At 67.6% G+C, this 16,909-nt stretch carries 13 protein-coding genes and 1 tRNA gene; 6 read left to right on the top strand and 8 right to left on the bottom strand.

What is annotated here, in order from left to right:
• Nucleotides 1-57: 57 nt before the first annotated feature.
• The 7 genes from ASF16_RS16865 to ASF16_RS16835 all read right to left on the bottom strand — a co-directional run bounded on the left by ASF16_RS16865 (nt 58) and on the right by ASF16_RS16835 (nt 7,766).
• On the bottom strand, nt 58-738 hold the full coding sequence (locus tag ASF16_RS16865; protein ID WP_056169787.1) for a response regulator: 681 nt from the start codon (nt 736-738) through the stop codon (nt 58-60).
• Nucleotides 739-893: 155 nt separating this feature from the next.
• On the bottom strand, nt 894-1,907 hold the full coding sequence (locus ASF16_RS16860) for a tripartite tricarboxylate transporter substrate binding protein (protein ID WP_056169784.1): 1,014 nt from the start codon (nt 1,905-1,907) through the stop codon (nt 894-896).
• Between the two features lie 107 nt (nt 1,908-2,014).
• Nucleotides 2,015-3,331 carry a hydroxysqualene dehydroxylase HpnE gene (gene hpnE, locus ASF16_RS16855; RefSeq protein WP_056169781.1) on the bottom strand — a complete coding sequence of 439 codons (1,317 nt, stop codon included), beginning with the start codon at nt 3,329-3,331 and terminating at the stop codon, nt 2,015-2,017.
• Between the two features lie 37 nt (nt 3,332-3,368).
• Nucleotides 3,369-4,208, bottom strand: coding sequence for a presqualene diphosphate synthase HpnD (gene hpnD / locus ASF16_RS16850; RefSeq protein WP_056169778.1), 840 nt, complete (start codon nt 4,206-4,208; stop codon nt 3,369-3,371).
• A 269-nt stretch (nt 4,209-4,477) separates the two neighbouring features.
• Nucleotides 4,478-5,380 (bottom strand): amino acid ABC transporter substrate-binding protein, encoded by a 903-nt coding sequence (locus ASF16_RS16845; RefSeq protein WP_235507413.1) that lies wholly within the window; start codon nt 5,378-5,380, stop codon nt 4,478-4,480.
• Nucleotides 5,381-5,527: 147 nt separating this feature from the next.
• Complete coding sequence (locus ASF16_RS16840; protein ID WP_056169775.1) at nt 5,528-6,946, bottom strand: L-serine ammonia-lyase; 1,419 nt, start codon at nt 6,944-6,946, stop codon at nt 5,528-5,530.
• A 418-nt stretch (nt 6,947-7,364) separates the two neighbouring features.
• Nucleotides 7,365-7,766: a RidA family protein gene (locus ASF16_RS16835; RefSeq protein WP_156372116.1), complete on the bottom strand. Its 402-nt coding sequence runs from the start codon at nt 7,764-7,766 to the stop codon at nt 7,365-7,367.
• A gap of 263 nt (nt 7,767-8,029) precedes the next feature.
• Between ASF16_RS16835 and ASF16_RS16830 the strand changes: the two genes are divergently transcribed.
• A complete protein-coding gene (locus tag ASF16_RS16830) occupies nt 8,030-9,007 on the top strand; it encodes a LysR substrate-binding domain-containing protein (RefSeq protein WP_235507412.1) in 978 nt (325 codons plus the stop codon).
• Between the two features lie 34 nt (nt 9,008-9,041).
• Here the strand turns inward: ASF16_RS16830 and hpnC are convergent, their stop codons facing one another.
• On the bottom strand, nt 9,042-9,968 hold the full coding sequence (gene hpnC / locus ASF16_RS16825) for a squalene synthase HpnC (RefSeq protein ID WP_369817167.1): 927 nt from the start codon (nt 9,966-9,968) through the stop codon (nt 9,042-9,044).
• Between the two features lie 174 nt (nt 9,969-10,142).
• On the opposite strand from hpnC, the gene ASF16_RS16820 reads away from it, so the two are divergent.
• The 5 genes from ASF16_RS16820 to clpP all read left to right on the top strand — a co-directional run bounded on the left by ASF16_RS16820 (nt 10,143) and on the right by clpP (nt 16,877).
• Nucleotides 10,143-11,372: an efflux RND transporter periplasmic adaptor subunit gene (locus ASF16_RS16820; protein WP_056170648.1), complete on the top strand. Its 1,230-nt coding sequence runs from the start codon at nt 10,143-10,145 to the stop codon at nt 11,370-11,372.
• Nucleotides 11,373-11,383: 11 nt separating this feature from the next.
• Entirely contained in the window at nt 11,384-14,566 is a 3,183-nt protein-coding gene (locus ASF16_RS16815) for an efflux RND transporter permease subunit (protein WP_056169766.1), read from the top strand.
• A gap of 94 nt (nt 14,567-14,660) precedes the next feature.
• Nucleotides 14,661-14,747: transfer RNA gene (locus ASF16_RS16810), tRNA-Leu, on the top strand.
• A gap of 75 nt (nt 14,748-14,822) precedes the next feature.
• Nucleotides 14,823-16,136 (top strand): trigger factor, encoded by a 1,314-nt coding sequence (gene tig / locus ASF16_RS16805; RefSeq protein WP_056169764.1) that lies wholly within the window; start codon nt 14,823-14,825, stop codon nt 16,134-16,136.
• Nucleotides 16,137-16,268: 132 nt separating this feature from the next.
• A complete protein-coding gene (gene clpP / locus ASF16_RS16800) occupies nt 16,269-16,877 on the top strand; it encodes an ATP-dependent Clp endopeptidase proteolytic subunit ClpP (protein WP_056169761.1) in 609 nt (202 codons plus the stop codon).
• The last annotated feature ends 32 nt before the right edge of the window (nt 16,878-16,909 follow it).

Genomic DNA, 16,909 nt, shown 5'->3' with positions numbered 1-16,909 from the left:
CTGGCTCCGCCAGTCCACCGGTGGCGTCCCCCCGCAGGGGTGAAGACGCGCAGCGGCTCAGGGGGGAACATCACCAGCCTCCAGCGCATAGCCCAGGCCCCGCAGCGTGACGATGCGCACGCCGCTGCCGTCGAGCCGCTTGCGCAGGCGGTGCACGAACACTTCCACCGCCTCGGGGTGCACGTCTTCATCGCCCACGAACACGCGGTCCAGGATCTGCTGCTTGGAAAACGGCTCACCGCTGCGCTGCACCAGCACCCGCAGCACACCCTGCTCGCGCGGCGACAGGGCCAGCGGCTCGCCGTGCAGCACGAACTGCTTGCGGGCGGTGTCGTAGGCCAGCGGGCCGCAGGCCAGGCGTGGTGGGTCAGTGCCGCGTGCGCGACGCACCAGGGCGTGCAGCCGGGCCTCCAGCTCGGCCAGCTCGAACGGCTTGGCCAGAAAGTCGTCGGCCCCCGCGTTGAGCAGCCGCACGCGCTCGTCCAGCGAATCGCGTGCGGTGAGGATCAGCGTGGGCAGCCGCTGGTCCCGGTCGCGCAGGCGCTGCAGCACCGCATGCCCGTCCATGCCCGGCAGGCCCAGGTCCAGCACCAGTGCGTCGTAGTCGTCGTGCTGCTGCAGCGACTTGTCGGCCACGCGGCCGTCGCTCACCCATTCCACCTGAATGCCCGCATGCTCCAGCGCCCGGCTGAGCCAGGTGCCCAGGCTGTGTTCGTCTTCGGCCAGGAGGATGCGCATGGGTGGGATGCTAATGCCGTTGTGCGTGGTCCAGCCCGCGCGCAAGCCGTTGGCACTGGCGCGCCCGCAGCCAGCGCCACCGTGGAGCGGGCTTTGCCCGGCCACGGGTGGCGTCCCCCTGGGGGGAAGACGCCAAGCGGCTCAGGGGGGCTTCTCTAGTCCGGCTTGACCTGCGCGCGCTTGAGCACCTTTTGCCAACGGGCCTGCTCGGCCGCGATGAACTGCGCGAACTGCGCGGGCGTGCCGCCGATGGCCTCGGCGGCGTCGCCGTTCAGGCGCTTCAATGAATCGGGCGCTTTGACGGCCTTGGCGGTTTCGATGGCCAGCTTGTCCAGGTGCTCCTTGGGCAGGGTGGCCGGGGCCAGCATGCCGTACCACTGGGTCATCTCAAAGCCCGGGAAGCCCTGCTCGGCCACGGTGGGCACGTCGGGCAGCTGGGGCAGGCGCTGGGCCGAGCCGGTGGCGATGCAGCGCACCTTGCCCGACTTGATGAAAGGCAGCAGGGCCGCGGCGCCCACGGCGGCGGCGTCGAGGCGGCCCGAGAGCAGGTCGGTCATCATGGGGCCGGTGCCGCGGTAGGGCACGTGCAGCATGAAGATCTCGGCCGTCATCTTGAGGTATTCGAACGCGAGGTGGCCCGCGCTGCCGTTGCCTGCCGAGCCGTAGCTGAGCTTGGCGGGGTTCTTCTTGGCGTAGGCGATGAACTCCTTGAGGTTCTTGGCCGGCACGTCGGGGTGCACCACGTACAGGCTGGGCACCTTGGCCAGCAGGCTCACGGGCTTGAAGTCCTTGTTGGCGTCGTAGGGCAGCTTGTCGAAGATGTAGGGGTTGACGGCCAGCGTGCCGATGTGGCCCAGGATGACAGTGTGCTGGTCGTCGGCGCGCGCCACCTCCGACATGGCGATGTTGCCGGCGGCGCCGGGCTTGTTGTCCACGAACACGCTCTGGCCCAGCGTCTTGGTCAGCTCGGCCGCGGTGGAGCGCGCAACGATCTCGGAGCTGCCGCCCGGTGCAAATGGCACGACGAAGCGGATCGACTTGGCGGGCCAGGCGGCCTGGGCCGACGCCAGCGTGGGCAGCATGCCGCCGAGCGCGAGGGCGCCGCCAGCGCCCAGCAGGTGGCGCCGGGTGGGGTGCAGGTGGTGGGGGAATTGTGGGTCGATGGGCATGTGTGTCTCCGAGAAAGCCAGGTAGGCATGACAGAACGCGATGGTGCGCGCTGCGGGCTTTCGGAATGCTGTCAGTCGGCCTGGGGTTTTCCCGGGGGGCGCGGCCGTCAGACGCTGGCCGCCACCGCAGTGCCGCTGAGCACCGCGCCTTCCAGCGTGGCGGGGTAGGGGCCGTCCACATAGTCGCCGCAGGCCGTCAGGCCGGGCAGCACCTGCAGGCCGGGGCGCGCGAGGCCGGGGGTGCAGGCGAAGGTGGCTCGTTTTTCCACCACGGTCTGCACGGGCTGCAAGGCGCTGATGCCCAGCTGCGCGGCCGCTTGCTGCAGCACCTGTTGCTCGATCTGGGAGCGCTCGCCGTCGCTGGCGCTCACCACGAAGGCCAGCAGCCCGTGCTGGCCGTCCAGCTGGCCGCGGTCGAACACAAACTGCGCGGGGCTGTGCGGCGCGCTGCGCAGTGCCAGCATGGGCTGGGGCAGGCGCGCGCCTTGGGCGTAGGCATAGACGGTGGTGATGGCCTCGAAGCGCAGGGCGCCTGCCAACGCGCTCCACGGGCCGGCACTCGCCAAACCGGCCTCGCCGGCCAAGCCGCCCACAAGCCGGCTGGCCTCCCACGACGGACATGCGAGGGTCACGTGGTCGAACACCGGCGAATCTTCAGCGGTGCCAAACGGCCCGGTCGCACCGACCACTTGCCAGCGTCCCCCAGGCTGCGGCTGCAGTCGCTGCACGCGCTGGCCGGTGATGACCTGGTGGCGGCCCTGGGCCTTCAGCCAGCGCACTGCAGGCTCGGGGAACAGCGCGCCCAGGTCAACGCGTGGCAGCAGCAGGTTGGAGCCGCCGCGCCCGCTGAACAGGCTGTCTTGCAGCACGCGCAAAAACACCTGGCCGCTGGCCTCGTGCGCGGGGGTGTTCAGCGCCGACACACACAGCGGGTCGATGAACTCGGCCATCAACCGGGGCGTGAGCGGCGCGCACAGGTCGGCCACCGAGGTCGCGGGCGCGCAGCGGAAGCCCTTGAGCTGCCACGCGGTGGCCGTGCGCAGCAGCGCCAGCTTGTCGCCAAGACTCCAGCCCTTGGCGCGCACGATGCCCAGCAGCGCGTCCAGCGGTGGTGGCAGGTCGGGCAGCTGCAGCCCCTGGCCGTCTGGGAAATGCAGCGTGAGCGGCAGGCGCAGCAGCGCGGTGCCCGCGTCCACCCCCACCAGGCGCATCAGGCGCAGGCTTTCAGCGTAGGCGCCGATGAGGATGTGCTGGCCGTTGTCGAGCGTGGCAGCCTTGCCCCCTGGCAGGGTGGCGGGCACAGCACGCGCCCGGCCGCCCACGGTGCGGGCGGCTTCGAACACCGTGACATCGCGCCGCGCCTGCGCGTGCGCGATGGCCGCAGCCATGCCGGCCCAGCCGGCGCCGATGACGGCGACTTTCATCTCAGTACTTCCAGTCGTTCAGATGGAGGGGACGCGCTCACATCCTGCCCAGGGCCTGCACCTTCCACGCCAGCCAGAACTTGCGCAGGGGGGTGAGGCGGATGCGCTGGTGCAGCACCTGGAAGTTTTCGTGCTCGATCTCGCGCAGCAGCGTGCGGTAGATGCTGGCCATCATGAGGCCGGGCTTTTGCGCGCGGCGGTCCGCAGCGGGCAGCAGGGCCAGGGCCTCGTCGTAGAGGCGGTGGGCACGCTCGGCCTGAAAGCGCATCAGCGCGGTGAAGCGGTCAGAGTACGTGCGCTTCAAGATCTCGTGCGCTTTCACGTCGAACTGCTGCAGCTCGCTGACCGGCAGGTAGATGCGGCCCATCATGGCGTCTTCGCCCACGTCGCGGATGATGTTGGTGAGCTGGAAGGCCAGGCCCAGGGTGTGGGCGTACTGGGTGGTGCGCTCGTCGGTCTGGCCGAAGATGCGCGCCGTGACTTCGCCCACGATGCCCGCCACCAGGTGGCAGTAGCCCTTGAGGCCTGCAAAGTCGAGGTAGCGCGTCTGCTCCAGGTCCATCTGGCAGCCGTCGATGACGGCCTGCAGGTGGCGTTGTTCGATGCCGTATTCGGCCGTGTGCGGCATCAGGGCCTGCATCACGGGGTGGGTGGGCTGGCCTGTATAGGACTTGGCCACTTCGGCCTGCCACCAGGCGAGTTTGGTGCGGGCCACGCCCGGGTCGGAGACTTCGTCCACCACATCATCCACTTCGCGGCAGAACGCGTAAAACGCCGTGATCGCGGCGCGGCGCGGCGCCGGCAGGAACAAAAAAGCGTAGTAGAAGCTGCTGCCCGAGGCCACGGCTTTTTGCTGTACGTATTGCTGTGGGGTCATGGGGTGAGATTCTCCCATGGGCCGGCGCGGCGGCTGGCGAGCCAAATTGCCGGCAGCCCGTGTTCTCGTGGGAAAGGGGGGCGGTGCCAGAGACAGGATGCGTTCCGCTCTGTGGCGGAGGCTTGGTGAAGGTGTACGACCTTTCTTGGTTCAGCGCGCAGCCTACGCAACTGGCACGCTCCAAGCGAGGGCACCCGTGGAACTGGCTTCGCCAGGCCACCGGGTGCGTCCCCCTCCGGGGGAGGGCGCGAAGCGACTCAGGGGGAGCGTTAAAACGCGATCTGCTCCACCCCGATGTCGCTCGGCCGGCGCAGGGCTTCCTTCATGAAGACGCTCATGGGCAGCAGCGTGCCCTGTTCGGAGCTGAACCACTTCTTGTACAAGGCGGCCAATTCGCCGTTCTGGATCATGCGGCGGGTGACGCGGTCCACGAGTTCCTTGAACTTGGGGTCTTCGCGGCGCAGGCCGATGCTGTAGGGCTCGACCGAGAGGCGCTTTTCCAGGAACTGGTACTCGTCCATGGACTTGCCCAGGCGGGTGAGCGGAATCCAGATGCCCGCGTCGTCAGCGAACGCGGCGTCGGCGTCGCCCTTGGCCAGGGCGTTCACGGCATCCAGCGTGCTGTCGACCGGCACGTAGTTGAACTTGCGCGCAAAGGTGCGTTCGTTGGCCTTGAGCAGGTTTTCGTTGGTGGTCTTGCCCTGCACGGCGATCTTCTTGCCCTGCAGGTCGTCCAGCGTCTTGATGCCGGAGGTCTTTTTCACCAAAAACGCGGACGACGCCACGAAGATGTGGTGGCTGAAGGCGATTTCCTTCTGGCGCGCGGCGGTGTTGGCCGTGCCGCCGCACTCCAGGTCCACCACGTTGTTTTTCACGTCGGTGATGCGGTTCTTGCCGTCGACCAGCAGGTAGGTCAGCTTCAGGTCGGGCCGCTTGAGCTCTTTCTTGATTTCTTCATAGATTTGCAGGCAGATGTCCACCGTGTAGCCCTGCACCTTGCCGGAGCTGGCGTCCTTGTACGAGAACGGCAGGGACTTTTCGCGGTGGCCCAGGCGCAGCTCGCCCGAGCTGGCAATCCGGCCCAGGGTGTCTTCGGCCCAGGCGGGGGCGTTGGCGGCAAACGCCAGGGCTGCCATCAGCGCCCAGGGGCGCAGCATCGAGGAGATTTTCATGAGAAAGACGAAGGAAAGGAAAAAAGCGAGGCTGTGACCGGCGCCGCGGGGCGCTGGCCGGGACACCCGGGCCGAAACCGCACGGTGTGCTGAGCGCGGATTGTGTACTGGCGCCGCGTCAGTGGTAAGCGGACTTGGTGGTGTGCGTCAGCATTCCACAACATTCACCGCCAGGCCGCCGCGCGAGGTTTCCTTGTACTTGACCTTCATGTCCGCGCCGGTCTGCATCATGGTCTTGATGACCTTGTCCAGCGACACCACGTGCTGGCCGTCGCCCCGCAGCGCCATGCGGGCCGCGTTGATGGCCTTGATGGCGCCCATGGCGTTGCGCTCGATGCAGGGGATCTGCACCAGGCCGCCCACGGGGTCGCAGGTCATGCCCAGGTTGTGCTCCATGCCGATCTCGGCGGCGTTCTCGATCTGCTCGGGCGTGCCGCCCATCACGGCGGCCAGGGCGCCCGCGGCCATCGAGCAGGCCACGCCCACCTCGCCCTGGCAGCCCACCTCGGCACCCGACAGAGACGCGTTTTCCTTGTAGATGATGCCAATGGCGCCTGCGGTGAGCAAAAAGGTGGCGATGCCATCCTCGTTGGCGGCGCTGCCTTCCCGGGCGCCTTGCAGAAAGTTGACGTAGTAGTGCAGCACCGCCGGGATCACGCCCGCGGCGCCGTTGGTGGGAGCGGTCACCACGCGGCCGCCGGCAGCGTTTTCTTCATTCACGGCCATGGCGTAGAGGTTCACCCAGTCCAGCATGGACAGCGGGTCGCGCAGCGCGGCCTCGGGGTGGGCCTTCAGGTTGCGGTGCAGTTCGGCCGCGCGGCGGCGTACCCGCATCGGCCCGGGCAGGTGGCCGGTGCTGGCGCAGCCGCGCTGCACGGCGCCGGCCATGGTGCGCCAGATGGCCAGCAGCTGGCGGCGCACTTCGGCGGCGCTGCGCCAGTGCGCCTCGTTGGCTGCCATGAGTTGCGCCGGGCTGAGGCCGGTGGCCTGGCACTGGGCCAGCAGTTCGGCGCCGGTGCGAAAGGGGTGCGGCAGGCCCTGCGCGTGGCCGGCGCTGCCGGGCTGTGCGCTGCCGACCTGGTTCAGCACGCGCTCCCCGGCGGCATCGATGACGAAGCCTCCGCCCACCGAGTAGTACTCGCGCTGGGCGATCTCCGTGCCCTGCGCATCGAACGCGTGAAAGCACATGCCGTTGGGGTGCAGGGGCAGGCTCTTGCGGCGAAAGAGCAGGTGCTCCTTCTCGATGAAGGGCACGGTGCGCTCGCCCAGCAGGTTCAGCGTCTGGCTGGCCCGGATGGCGGCGATGGTCGGGTCGATCTGGTCCGGGTCGATGGTATCGGGCTCAAAGCCCGCCAGGCCCAGCAGCACGGCCTTGTCGGTGCCGTGGCCCACGCCGGTGGCTGACAGCGAGCCGAACAGTTCGACCGCAATGCCCTGCACCGCGGCCAGGCCCGGGCCGGCCTGCAGGTGGCACGCAAACTGCCGCGCCGCGATCATGGGCCCCACGGTGTGGGAGCTGGACGGGCCGATGCCGATCTTGAAGAGGTCGAAAACGCTGACAGACATGGTGGTGTGCGGGTGTCCGGGTAGGTCCGAGGCTGCATGGATGCCATGCCGGGCATGGAAAGCAGCGGTGGCGCGGGTGGCGCCACCGCTGGTGTGTCTGTCTTTGAGAACAGGGTCTGAAACAACATCCTTCGTACCGCCAGCGCTCTTGGTGCTGGAGTGGGCGAGAGGCTAACTGCGCCGGGGCTGGGCGGCACACGCGCAAACCCTGAGTACCGCGGAGGCGCCCCTCCGGACGCTGTTGTGGCATCCCATCAAAATATCAAAAATGATAGCGGTTAGCGCGCTCCAGGAGCGCGGTAGCGGCTGTTTTTGATCATTTTCTGCAGCATGAATCGGCCGCTGAATGGCCGCGCTTGCCACCCATGAATGTTTCTTACAGTCGGTCGGCGGGCGTGCTGATCGGTAGTTCAGCCGGTCAGTCCGCCGGGGTGGCGGGCCGGGCGACCACCAGGGCCATTCCCAGGTCGGCGTGCGGCGTGGCGCAGGGTGGTTGCCGCACCAGGCGCGCGCAGCCAGAGCGGCGTGCGGCCCAGGTGTGCAGCAAAGCCTCGACCCCCGGGCAAGCTGCAGGCTCGCGCACGAAGACCTCGCATGACACAATTCCATCCAGGCTGGCTCCGGCCTCGTGCACCAGGCGCTCGGTGGTGGCCAGCACCTGGGCGAACTGGCGCTGGGTATCTTGCGTGTCTGCCCCGGCCGGTGCGGCCCCTGCGATGTACGCCACGCGCACGGACAGCGCGCCGGGCCTGTGCCGTACTCCGACGCACAGTGGCAGGCGGGCCGCGCTCGGGGGCCAGGGGTTTGCGATGGGCGTCATGCGGCAGGCGCCGGGGGCGTGGCTGCCGGCCTGCGGATCGCCTCCGCCCACACCGTCCAACGGAGAGTCAGTGTGCGCTGGACAGGGCCCGCAGCACGCTGAGCGGGGCCCGGCTTGGCCTGCCTGCGGGCGGGCCGCAACGGGCCCGTGCAGGCACGGCACATAATGAGTAAATCTATCCAGTCGGTCGGCGTGCTTCCATGCATGACGCTTATCGTACGAAGCAGTGCAGTGCACGACTATCGACAATATTTCTGCCAATCATGAATTCATCTCATGTAAGCGATGCTTGGCTGGCCGCTGGGTCTGCATTCGCCCCGGTCGCAGGCAGCGCAGCACGCCGCCTGCCGCCCCTGAACATGCTGCGCGCCTTCGAGGCGGCCGGCCGGCTGCTCAGCGTGACCCATGCCGCCCGCGAGTTGAGCGTGACGCAAAGCGCCGTCAGCCACCAGATCAAGGCGCTGGAAGAGTGGCTGGGCGTGGCCCTGGTCGGGCGCGACGGCCGGCGCCTGGCGCTAACCACGCCGGGCGCCGCGCTGCTGCCGGGGATCACCAGCGCGCTCGACCTGATGGCGCAATCCACCGCGGGCATTGAGCGGCTTACCCGCCGCAACACGCTGGTGGTGAATGCCACGGCCACGCTGGCGTCGCAGTGGCTCATTCCACGCCTGGCGGGCTTTTGCGCGCAGATGCCGGGGCTGGATGTGCAGCTGGTCACGACGGCGGGGTTCATGGATTTCGAGCCGGCGCAGTACGACGTGTCGATCCGCTGCTTTGCCGATGCCGACCTGGCGGCGCTGCCCGAGCGCAGCGGGTGGCGGGACGTGAGCCTGGGCGCCTTCATTCCCGACAAGCTCACGCCCGTGTGCAGCCCCGCGCTGCTGGCGGACGGCCGGGCCGTGGCGTCGCCCCAGGGGCTGGCGCGTTTCACGCTGCTGCACAGCCGGTCTACGCCGCTGGTGTGGCAGCAGTGGCTGGGCGAGGCGGGTGCGCCCGACCTGCAGCCCGCGGGCGACCTGGTGTTCGACCATGTCCACCTGAGTGTGCAGGCCGCCATCCAGGGCCTGGGCGTGGCGCTGGGCAACCCACGGTTCCTGGGCGACGCGCTGGCCAGCGGGCTGCTGGTGATGCCGTTTGCCGATGTGTTGTCGGGCGACAAGACGTTCTATTGGCTGCGGCCTGCACGCGCCGCGCAGGACCCAGCGTCGGTGGCGTTCTGCGACTGGCTGTCGGCAGCCTGAGGCTGCGGGCGCTGCCTTGCGCCGGGCTCGCGCCTCACATCACCACGGCGCGCGCCAGCATCACGCACCAGTCCCACGCATTAAGGCGCGGGCGGGTGTGCAGGCTGCCGCCCTGCAGTGCATCCACCTTGTCGAGAATGCGCAGGCCGCCTTGCACCACCAGCCGCAGCTCCCAGCCCGCGCGGCCTGGCAGCCGGTGCACCAGCGGCGCGCCGCTGTGCATGCTGGCGCGGGCCCACTGGGCGCAGTTGGCGATCAGGCGGGCGGTGTCGGGCGTGCTGTGCAGTGCCAGCAGGTCGGCCTGGCTGGCATTGTGGGTCACGCAGTCGGCGCGCGGCAGGTAGTGGCGGCCCCGGGGGATGTCCACCGACAGGTCCTGCCAGAAGTTGATGAGCTGCAGGGCGGTGCAGATGGCGTCGCTCTCGCGCAGCGCCTCGTCGCCGTGCACGCCGTACAGGTGCAGCAGCAGCCGGCCCACCGGGTTGGCGGAGCGGCGGCAGTAGTCCAGCAGCTCTGCACGGTCGGCGTAGCCCTCGGCGTCGCGCGTTTTTTCCACATCCTGCGCAAAGGCGCTGAGCAGGTCGGCCAACAGCGGCACCGGCAGCTGGTGGCTGCGCAGCACGGCCTGCAGCGGCAGGAAGACGCTGGCCCAGCGCGGCGATGGCGGCTGGCCCTGTGCAATCGCCATCAGGTCTGCGTGAAAAGCGGCCAGGTCGGCCAGGCGGTCGGCGGCGGGGGCGTCGCCTTCATCGGCGATGTCGTCGGCCGTGCGGGCAAAACCGTAGATGGCGGCAATCGGCTGGCGCAGGTGGGGCGGGCACAGCACCGAGGCGACGGGGAAGTTCTCGTAGTGCGTGACGGGGGCTGCCACGGCGTCGGCAGCGTTGGCCGCAGATGGCGAGGCCGCAATCGTGGCTGGGGCCTGGGCGGGCGAGGGGGGAGGGCTGGGGCGGTCGTTCACACCCCGAATTGTCGCTTGACAAGACGGGGGCGGTTCTCATAGATTACTAACCGGTCAGTCATTAAACAAAAACACATCCTGAGCGGATCAATCTTCCGCCCTTCGGCGCGGGCTGTCTGCTTTGCGCTGTGCGTGCAATTCCTGGCTGCTTTCATCAATTTCAACGGATCTCCCATGCGCACTCCCTCCGCCAAGCGGTCTTCCCCATGGCCCCGCAGGTCGCTGCTGGTGCTGGCCACCGCGGCCCTGCTGGCCGCTTGCTCACGCCCGGCCCCTCCTGAGGAGCCTGTGCGCTCCGTCAAGCTGCTGACGGTGGGCGTGGGGGCGCTGCAGTCGAGCCTGGAGTATTCGGGCGAGGTGCGCGCGCGGGTGGAATCGCGCCTGGGCTTCCGGGTGGCGGGCAAGATCGTCAAGCGCCAGGCCGAGCTGGGCCAGCGGGTTCGTGCCGGCGCTGTGCTGGCGCAGCTGGACCCCAAGGACTACCAACTGGCCACCGATGCCGCGCGGGCGCAACTGGCATCGGCCACCACGCAGCGCGACCTGGCCGCCGCCGACTACAAGCGTTACCAGGCGCTCAAGGACCAGAACTTCATCAGCGGCGCCGAGCTGGAGCGCCGTGATGCCACGTTGAAGGCCGCGCAGTCCACGCTGGACCAGGCGCGCGCGCAGCTGTCGTCGCAGGGCAACCAGGCCGCTTACACGACGCTGGTGGCCGATGTGTCGGGCGTGGTCACCGGCATCGACGCCGAGCCGGGCCAAGTGGTGACGGCCGGCACGCCGGTGGTGCGCATTGCGCAGGACGGGCCGCGGGATGTGGTGTTTGCGGTGCCCGAGGACAAGGTCGGCGTGATCGCGCCGGACTCCGAGGTGACGGTGCGCGGTTGGTCCACCGGGGCCGAGCTGGTGGGCCGTGTGCGCGAAGTGGCTGCCAGTGCCGACGCTGCCACCCGCACCTACCAGGTCAAGGTCGCCATCGACGGCGCCGACGTGCCGCCGCTGGGCTCCACCGTGTATGTGAAGCCCAAGGCGCTGAGCCATGTGGGCATTCCCGCCATCAAGCTGCCCACGAGCGCCTTGCGCCAGGAAGGCCAGACGACGGCGGTGTGGGTCTACGACGCCGCCAGTAGTACCGTCAAGTCGCAGGTGGTGCAGATCGCCACGGCCGATGGCAACGAGGCGGTGGTGGCCGGGGGCCTTACGCCCGGCATGCAGGTGGTGGCGACGGGCGTGCATGTGCTGTCGCCCGGGCAGAAGGTGGTGGTGTACCAGCCAAAAACGGCTGCAGCGCCCGCCAGTAAAGCGCAAACAGCTACCAATACCGTAGCAGCCCCTGCGCCGGCCGCCGTGCCGGCCTCGGCCGCGGCTCCCGCCACTGCGCCCGCTGCCAGCGCGAACGCCAAGTAAGGGCCGCTGCCATGACGCAAGTACAACCGAAGGAGGGGTTCAACCTCTCCAAGTGGGCGCTCGACCACCCCGCGCTCACGCGCTACCTGATGCTGGTGCTGATGCTGCTGGGCTTCATGGCCTACTTCCAGCTGGGGCAGGACGAAGACCCTCCGTTCACCTTCCGCGCGATGGTGGTGCGCACCTACTGGCCGGGCGCCACGGCGCAGCAGGTGGCCGAGCAGGTCACCGACAAGATCGAGCGCACTCTGCAAGAGGTGCCGTATGCGGACAAGATCCGCAGCTATTCCAAGCCCGGCGAGTCGCAGATCATTTTCCAGATCAAGGACTCCTCCAAGCCGGGCGACGTGGCCAATGTCTGGTACAGCGTGCGCAAGAAGGTGGGCGACATGCGCTACACCCTGCCGCAGGGCATCCAGGGCCCGTTCTTCAACGACGATTTCGGCGATGTGTACGGCGTGATCTACGCGCTGGAGTCCGAGGGCTTCAGCTACGCCGAACTCAAGCAATTTGCCGACGACGCCCGCCAGCAGCTGCTGCGCGTGCCCGACGTGGCCAAGGTGGAGCAGTTCGGCGTGCAGGACGAGAAGCTCTTCATCGAGATCTCGCAAAAGCGCCTGGCGCAGCTGGGCCTGGACATGAACCAGGTGCTGGCGCAGCTGGGCCAGCAGAACGCGGTGGAAAGCGCCGGCGCCATCCAGACGCCGCAGGACCAGGTGCAGGTGCGGGTTGAAGGCCAGTTCAATGCGGTGGAAGACCTGGCCGCCATGCCCATCCGCGGCCCCTCGGGCGCGCAACTGCGCCTGTCGGACATCGCCGAGATCAAGCGCGGCTATGTGGACCCGGCCACCGTGAAGGTGCGCCACCAGGGCAAGGAAGTCGTGGCGCTGGGTGTCTCCATGACCAAGGGCGGCGACATCATCGCGCTGGGCAAGGCGCTGCACCAGGCCACCGACCGCATCGCCGCATCGCTGCCCGCCGGGGTCAAGCTGGTGAACGTGCAGGACCAGCCCACGGCGGTGTCCACGTCGGTCAATGAGTTTGTGAAGGTGTTGATCGAGGCCGTGGTCATCGTGTTGGCCGTGAGCTTCATCGCGTTGGGCTTTCACCGGCGCCCGGGCAAGCAGCCGCTGTGGAAGCGCTGGTACATCGACCCGCGCCCGGGCATGGTGGTGGGCATCACCATTCCGCTGGTGCTGGCCGTGACCTTCCTGGCCATGTGGTACTGGGGCATCGGCCTGCACAAGATCTCGCTGGGCTCGCTCATCATCGCGCTGGGACTGCTGGTGGACGACGCCATCATTGCGGTGGAGATGATGGTGCTCAAGCTCGAAGAGGGCTACGACAAGGTGCGCGCCGCCACCTTCGCGTACGAGATCACCGCCATGCCCATGCTCACCGGCACGCTGATCACCGCCGCGGGCTTTTTGCCCATCGGCCTTGCCAAGTCGACGACCGGTGAATACACCTTCGCCATCTTCGCCGTGACCGTGATCGCGCTGGTCCTGAGCTGGATCGTGTCGGTGTACTTCGTGCCCTACCTGGGGACGCTGCTGCTGAAGGTGCCTGAGCACGTGCTGCATGCGCAGGAGCACCACGGCACCGCCGAAGGCGCGCACGAGGTCTTCGACAGCCCGTTCTACCGCGCCTTCCGCCGCCTGGTGAACTGGTGCGTGCTGCACCGCTGGATCACCATCGGCATCACCATCCTGATCTTCGTGCTGGGCATCGTCGGCATGGGCAAGGTGCAACAGCAGTTCTTCCCGGATTCGAGCCGGCCCGAAATTCTGGTGGACATCTGGTTCCCGGAAGGCACGTCGTTCGCGGGCAATGAAGAGGTCACCGAGCGCGTGGAGCAGCGCCTGATGGCCGAGGCCGGCGTGACGTCGGTCAGCACCTGGGTGGGCTCGGGCGTGCCGCGCTTTTACCTGCCGCTGGACCAGGTGTTCCCGCAAAGCAACGTGTCGCAGTTCATCGTGCTGCCCAAGGACCTGGCGCTGCGCGAATCGCTGCGCGTCAAGCTGCCGGCCCTGCTGGCCGAGGAGTTCCCCGAAGTGCGCGGCCGCGTGAAGCTGCTGCCCAACGGGCCGCCAGTGCCATACCCCGTGCAGTTCCGCGTGGTGGGCCCCGAGCCGCTGGTGCTGCGCGAGCGCGCCGACGAGGTCAAGGCCGTGCTGCGCCAGAACGCCGACATGCGTGGCGTGAACGACAACTGGAACGAATCCGTGAAGGTGCTGCGTCTGGAGGTCGACCAGGCCAAGGCGCGCGCTCTGGGCGTGACGAGCCAGTCCATCGCGCAGGCCAGCAAGACGATCCTGTCGGGCACGCAGGTGGGCCAGTTCCGCGAGGGCGACAAGCTGATCGACATCGTGCTGCGCCAGCCGCTGGACGAGCGCAACGCGATCACCGACATCGCCAACGCCTACCTGCCCACGGCCTCGGGCAAGTCGATCCCGCTCACGCAGATCGCCAAGCCCGTGTTCACCTGGGAGCCAGGCGTGATGTGGCGCGAGAACCGCGACTACGCCATCACCGTGCAGGGCGACGTGACCGAAGGCCTGCAGGGCGCCACCGTGACGGCGGCGCTGCAGCCGGCACTCAAGGCCATCGAGGACAAATGGCACGCTGCAGGGCAGGGCGCCTACCGCATCGAAGTGGCCGGCGCGGTGGAGGAAAGCTCCAAGGGCACCAGCTCCATCATGGCGGGAGTGCCTGTCATGCTGTTCCTGGTGTTCACCTTGCTGATGCTGCAGCTGCACAGCTTCAGCCGTGCGTTCCTGGTGTACATCACCGGCTTCCTGGGCATCGCGGGGGTCTCGGCCGCACTGCTGCTGCTCAACCGCCCGTTCGGCTTCGTGGCGCTGCTGGGCGTGATCGCGCTCATGGGCATGATCCAGCGCAACTCGGTGATCCTGATCGACCAGATCGAGCAGGACCGCGCCAAGGGCATCCCCGCGTGGGACGCCATCGTCGAGTCGGCCGTGCGCCGCCTGCGCCCCATCGTGCTGACGGCGGCCGCCGCGGTGCTGGCCATGATCCCGCTGTCGCGCAGCGTGTTCTGGGGCCCGATGGCCGTGGCCATCATGGGCGGGCTGGTGGTGGCCACCGTGCTCACCCTGCTGGCGCTGCCTGCGATGTACGCTGCGTGGTTCCGTGTCAAACGACCTGCGCCGGAGCTTCTTGGAGGGAGATGATTCCCAGCCTGCCCGCATCAGGGTAAAATAGAAGGTTGACCGATTTCACACAGGCGGCAGCTCCGGTTGCCGCCTGTTTGTTTGTTGTAGAACCGCGCGGGTGGCGAAATTGGTAGACGCACCAGGTTTAGGTCCTGACGCCAGCAATGGTGTGGGGGTTCGAGTCCCCCCCCGCGCACCACCCCTGTGAGACTTTGCGGAACACGGCGCTGCTGCGCTGCAGCCAGCACGATCCACATCCATAAGAGGAATAGCCATGGCCGTTACTGTTGAAACCCTTGAGAAGCTCGAGCGCAAGATTACGCTGAGCGTGCCCGTCACCCTGATCCAGTCCGAAGTCGACACGCGCCTCAAGCGCCTGGCCCGCACGGTCAAGATGGATGGCTTTCGTCCCGGCAAAGTGCCCATGAATGTGGTGGCCCAGCGCTACGGCTACTCGGTGCAGTACGAAGTGCTCAACGACAAGGTCGGCGAAGCCTTTGCCGTGGCTGCCAACGAAGCCGCCCTGCGTGTGGCCGGCCAGCCCCGCATCACCGAAAAGGAAGGCGCGCCTGAAGGCCAGGTCACGTTCGACGCCATCTTCGAAGTGTTCCCTGAAGTCCAGATCGCCGACCTGTCGGACGCCGAAGTCGAAAAGCTGTCGGCCGAAGTGACCGATTCCGCCATCGACAAGACCATCGACATCCTGCGCAAGCAGCGCCGCAGCTTCGCGCAGCGCGCCATCGACGCCGCTGCGCAAGACGGCGACCGCGTGACCGTGGACTTCGAAGGCAAGATCGACGGCGAACCCTTCGACGGCGGCAAGGCTGAAGACTTCCAGTTCCTGGTCGGCGAAGGCCAGATGCTCAAGGAATTCGAAGACGCAGTGCGTGGCATGAAGTCCGGCGAAAGCAAGACCTTCCCCCTGGCCTTCCCCGCTGAGTACCACGGCAAGGACGTCGCCGGCAAGACCGCCGACTTCCTCGTCACCGTCAAGAAGATCGAAGCCGCCCACCTGCCCGAAGTGAACGACGCCCTGGCCAAGTCGCTGGGCATCGCCGACGGTTCCGTGGACGGCCTGCGCGCCGACATCAAGAAGAACCTGGAGCGCGAAGTCAAGTTCCGCCTGCTGGCCCGCAACAAGCAAGCCGTGATGGACGCCCTGGTCGGCAAGGCCGAGCTCGATCTGCCCAACGCCAGCGTGCAGGCTGAAATCGCCCGCCTGCTGGAAGGCGCCCGTGCCGAGCTCAAGCAGCGCGGCATCAAGGACGCCGACAAGGCCGAGATCCCTGAAGACGTGTTCCGTCCCCAAGCCGAGCGCCGCGTGCGCCTGGGCCTGGTGGTGGCCGAACTGGTGCGCGCCAACAACCTGCAGGCCAAGCCCGAGCAGCTCAAGGCCCACATCGACGAGCTGGCTGCCAGCTACGAGAAGCCCGAAGACGTCGTGCGCTGGTACTTCGGCGACCGTCAGCGCCTTGCTGAAGTCGAAGCCGTTGTCATCGAAAACAACGTGACCGATTTCGTGCTGGGCAAGGCCAAGGTGGTGGAAAAGGCCGTATCCTTCGACGAACTGATGGCTCAACAAGGCTGATAGCCTGTGCCACACCCCGCCGGTGTCTCCTTGTCGGAGTTTCCGGTGGTGGGCGACACACCAGGGGCTTGTGCTTTCGGGCACAAGCCCCAATTCATTTCTGGGTACAGTACCTGCTTGACTGGAGAAAAAATGAGCGCATTGGAATTACAAGGCCTGGGCATGGTCCCGATGGTCATCGAGCAGTCGGGCCGTGGCGAACGGTCCTACGACATCTACTCGCGCCTGCTCAAGGAGCGCGTGATCTTCCTGGTGGGCCCGGTCAATGACCAGACCGCCAACCTCGTCGTGGCGCAGCTGCTGTTCCTCGAAAGCGAGAACCCCGACAAGGACGTGTCGTTCTACATCAACTCCCCCGGTGGCTCGGTGAGCGCGGGCATGGCGATCTACGACACCATGAACTTCATCAAGCCCGACGTGTCGACGCTGTGCACCGGCATGGCCGCCAGCATGGGCGCGTTCCTGCTGGCCGCAGGCGCCAAGGGCAAGCGTTTCGCGCTGCCCAACTCCAAGGTCATGATCCACCAGCCCCTGGGCGGCATGCAGGGCCAGGCGACCGAGATCGAGATCCATGCGCGCGAGATCCTGAAGACCCGCGAGCAGCTCAACAAGATCCTGGCCGAGCGCACCGGCCAGCCGCTGGAAAAGATCCAGCGCGACACCGAGCGCGACTACTTCCTGTCGGCCGAGGAGTCCAAGGAATACGGCCTGGTCGACCAGGTGATCAACAAGCGTTCCTGATTCGCCCAGGCGGCGCGGCGGCGTTTTCCCCC

It is taken from the genome of Acidovorax sp. Leaf78, assembly GCF_001422735.1.
Taxonomy (GTDB): Bacteria; Pseudomonadota; Gammaproteobacteria; order Burkholderiales; family Burkholderiaceae_C; genus Acidovorax.
This window is presented reverse-complemented; position numbering and strand designations above follow the sequence as displayed.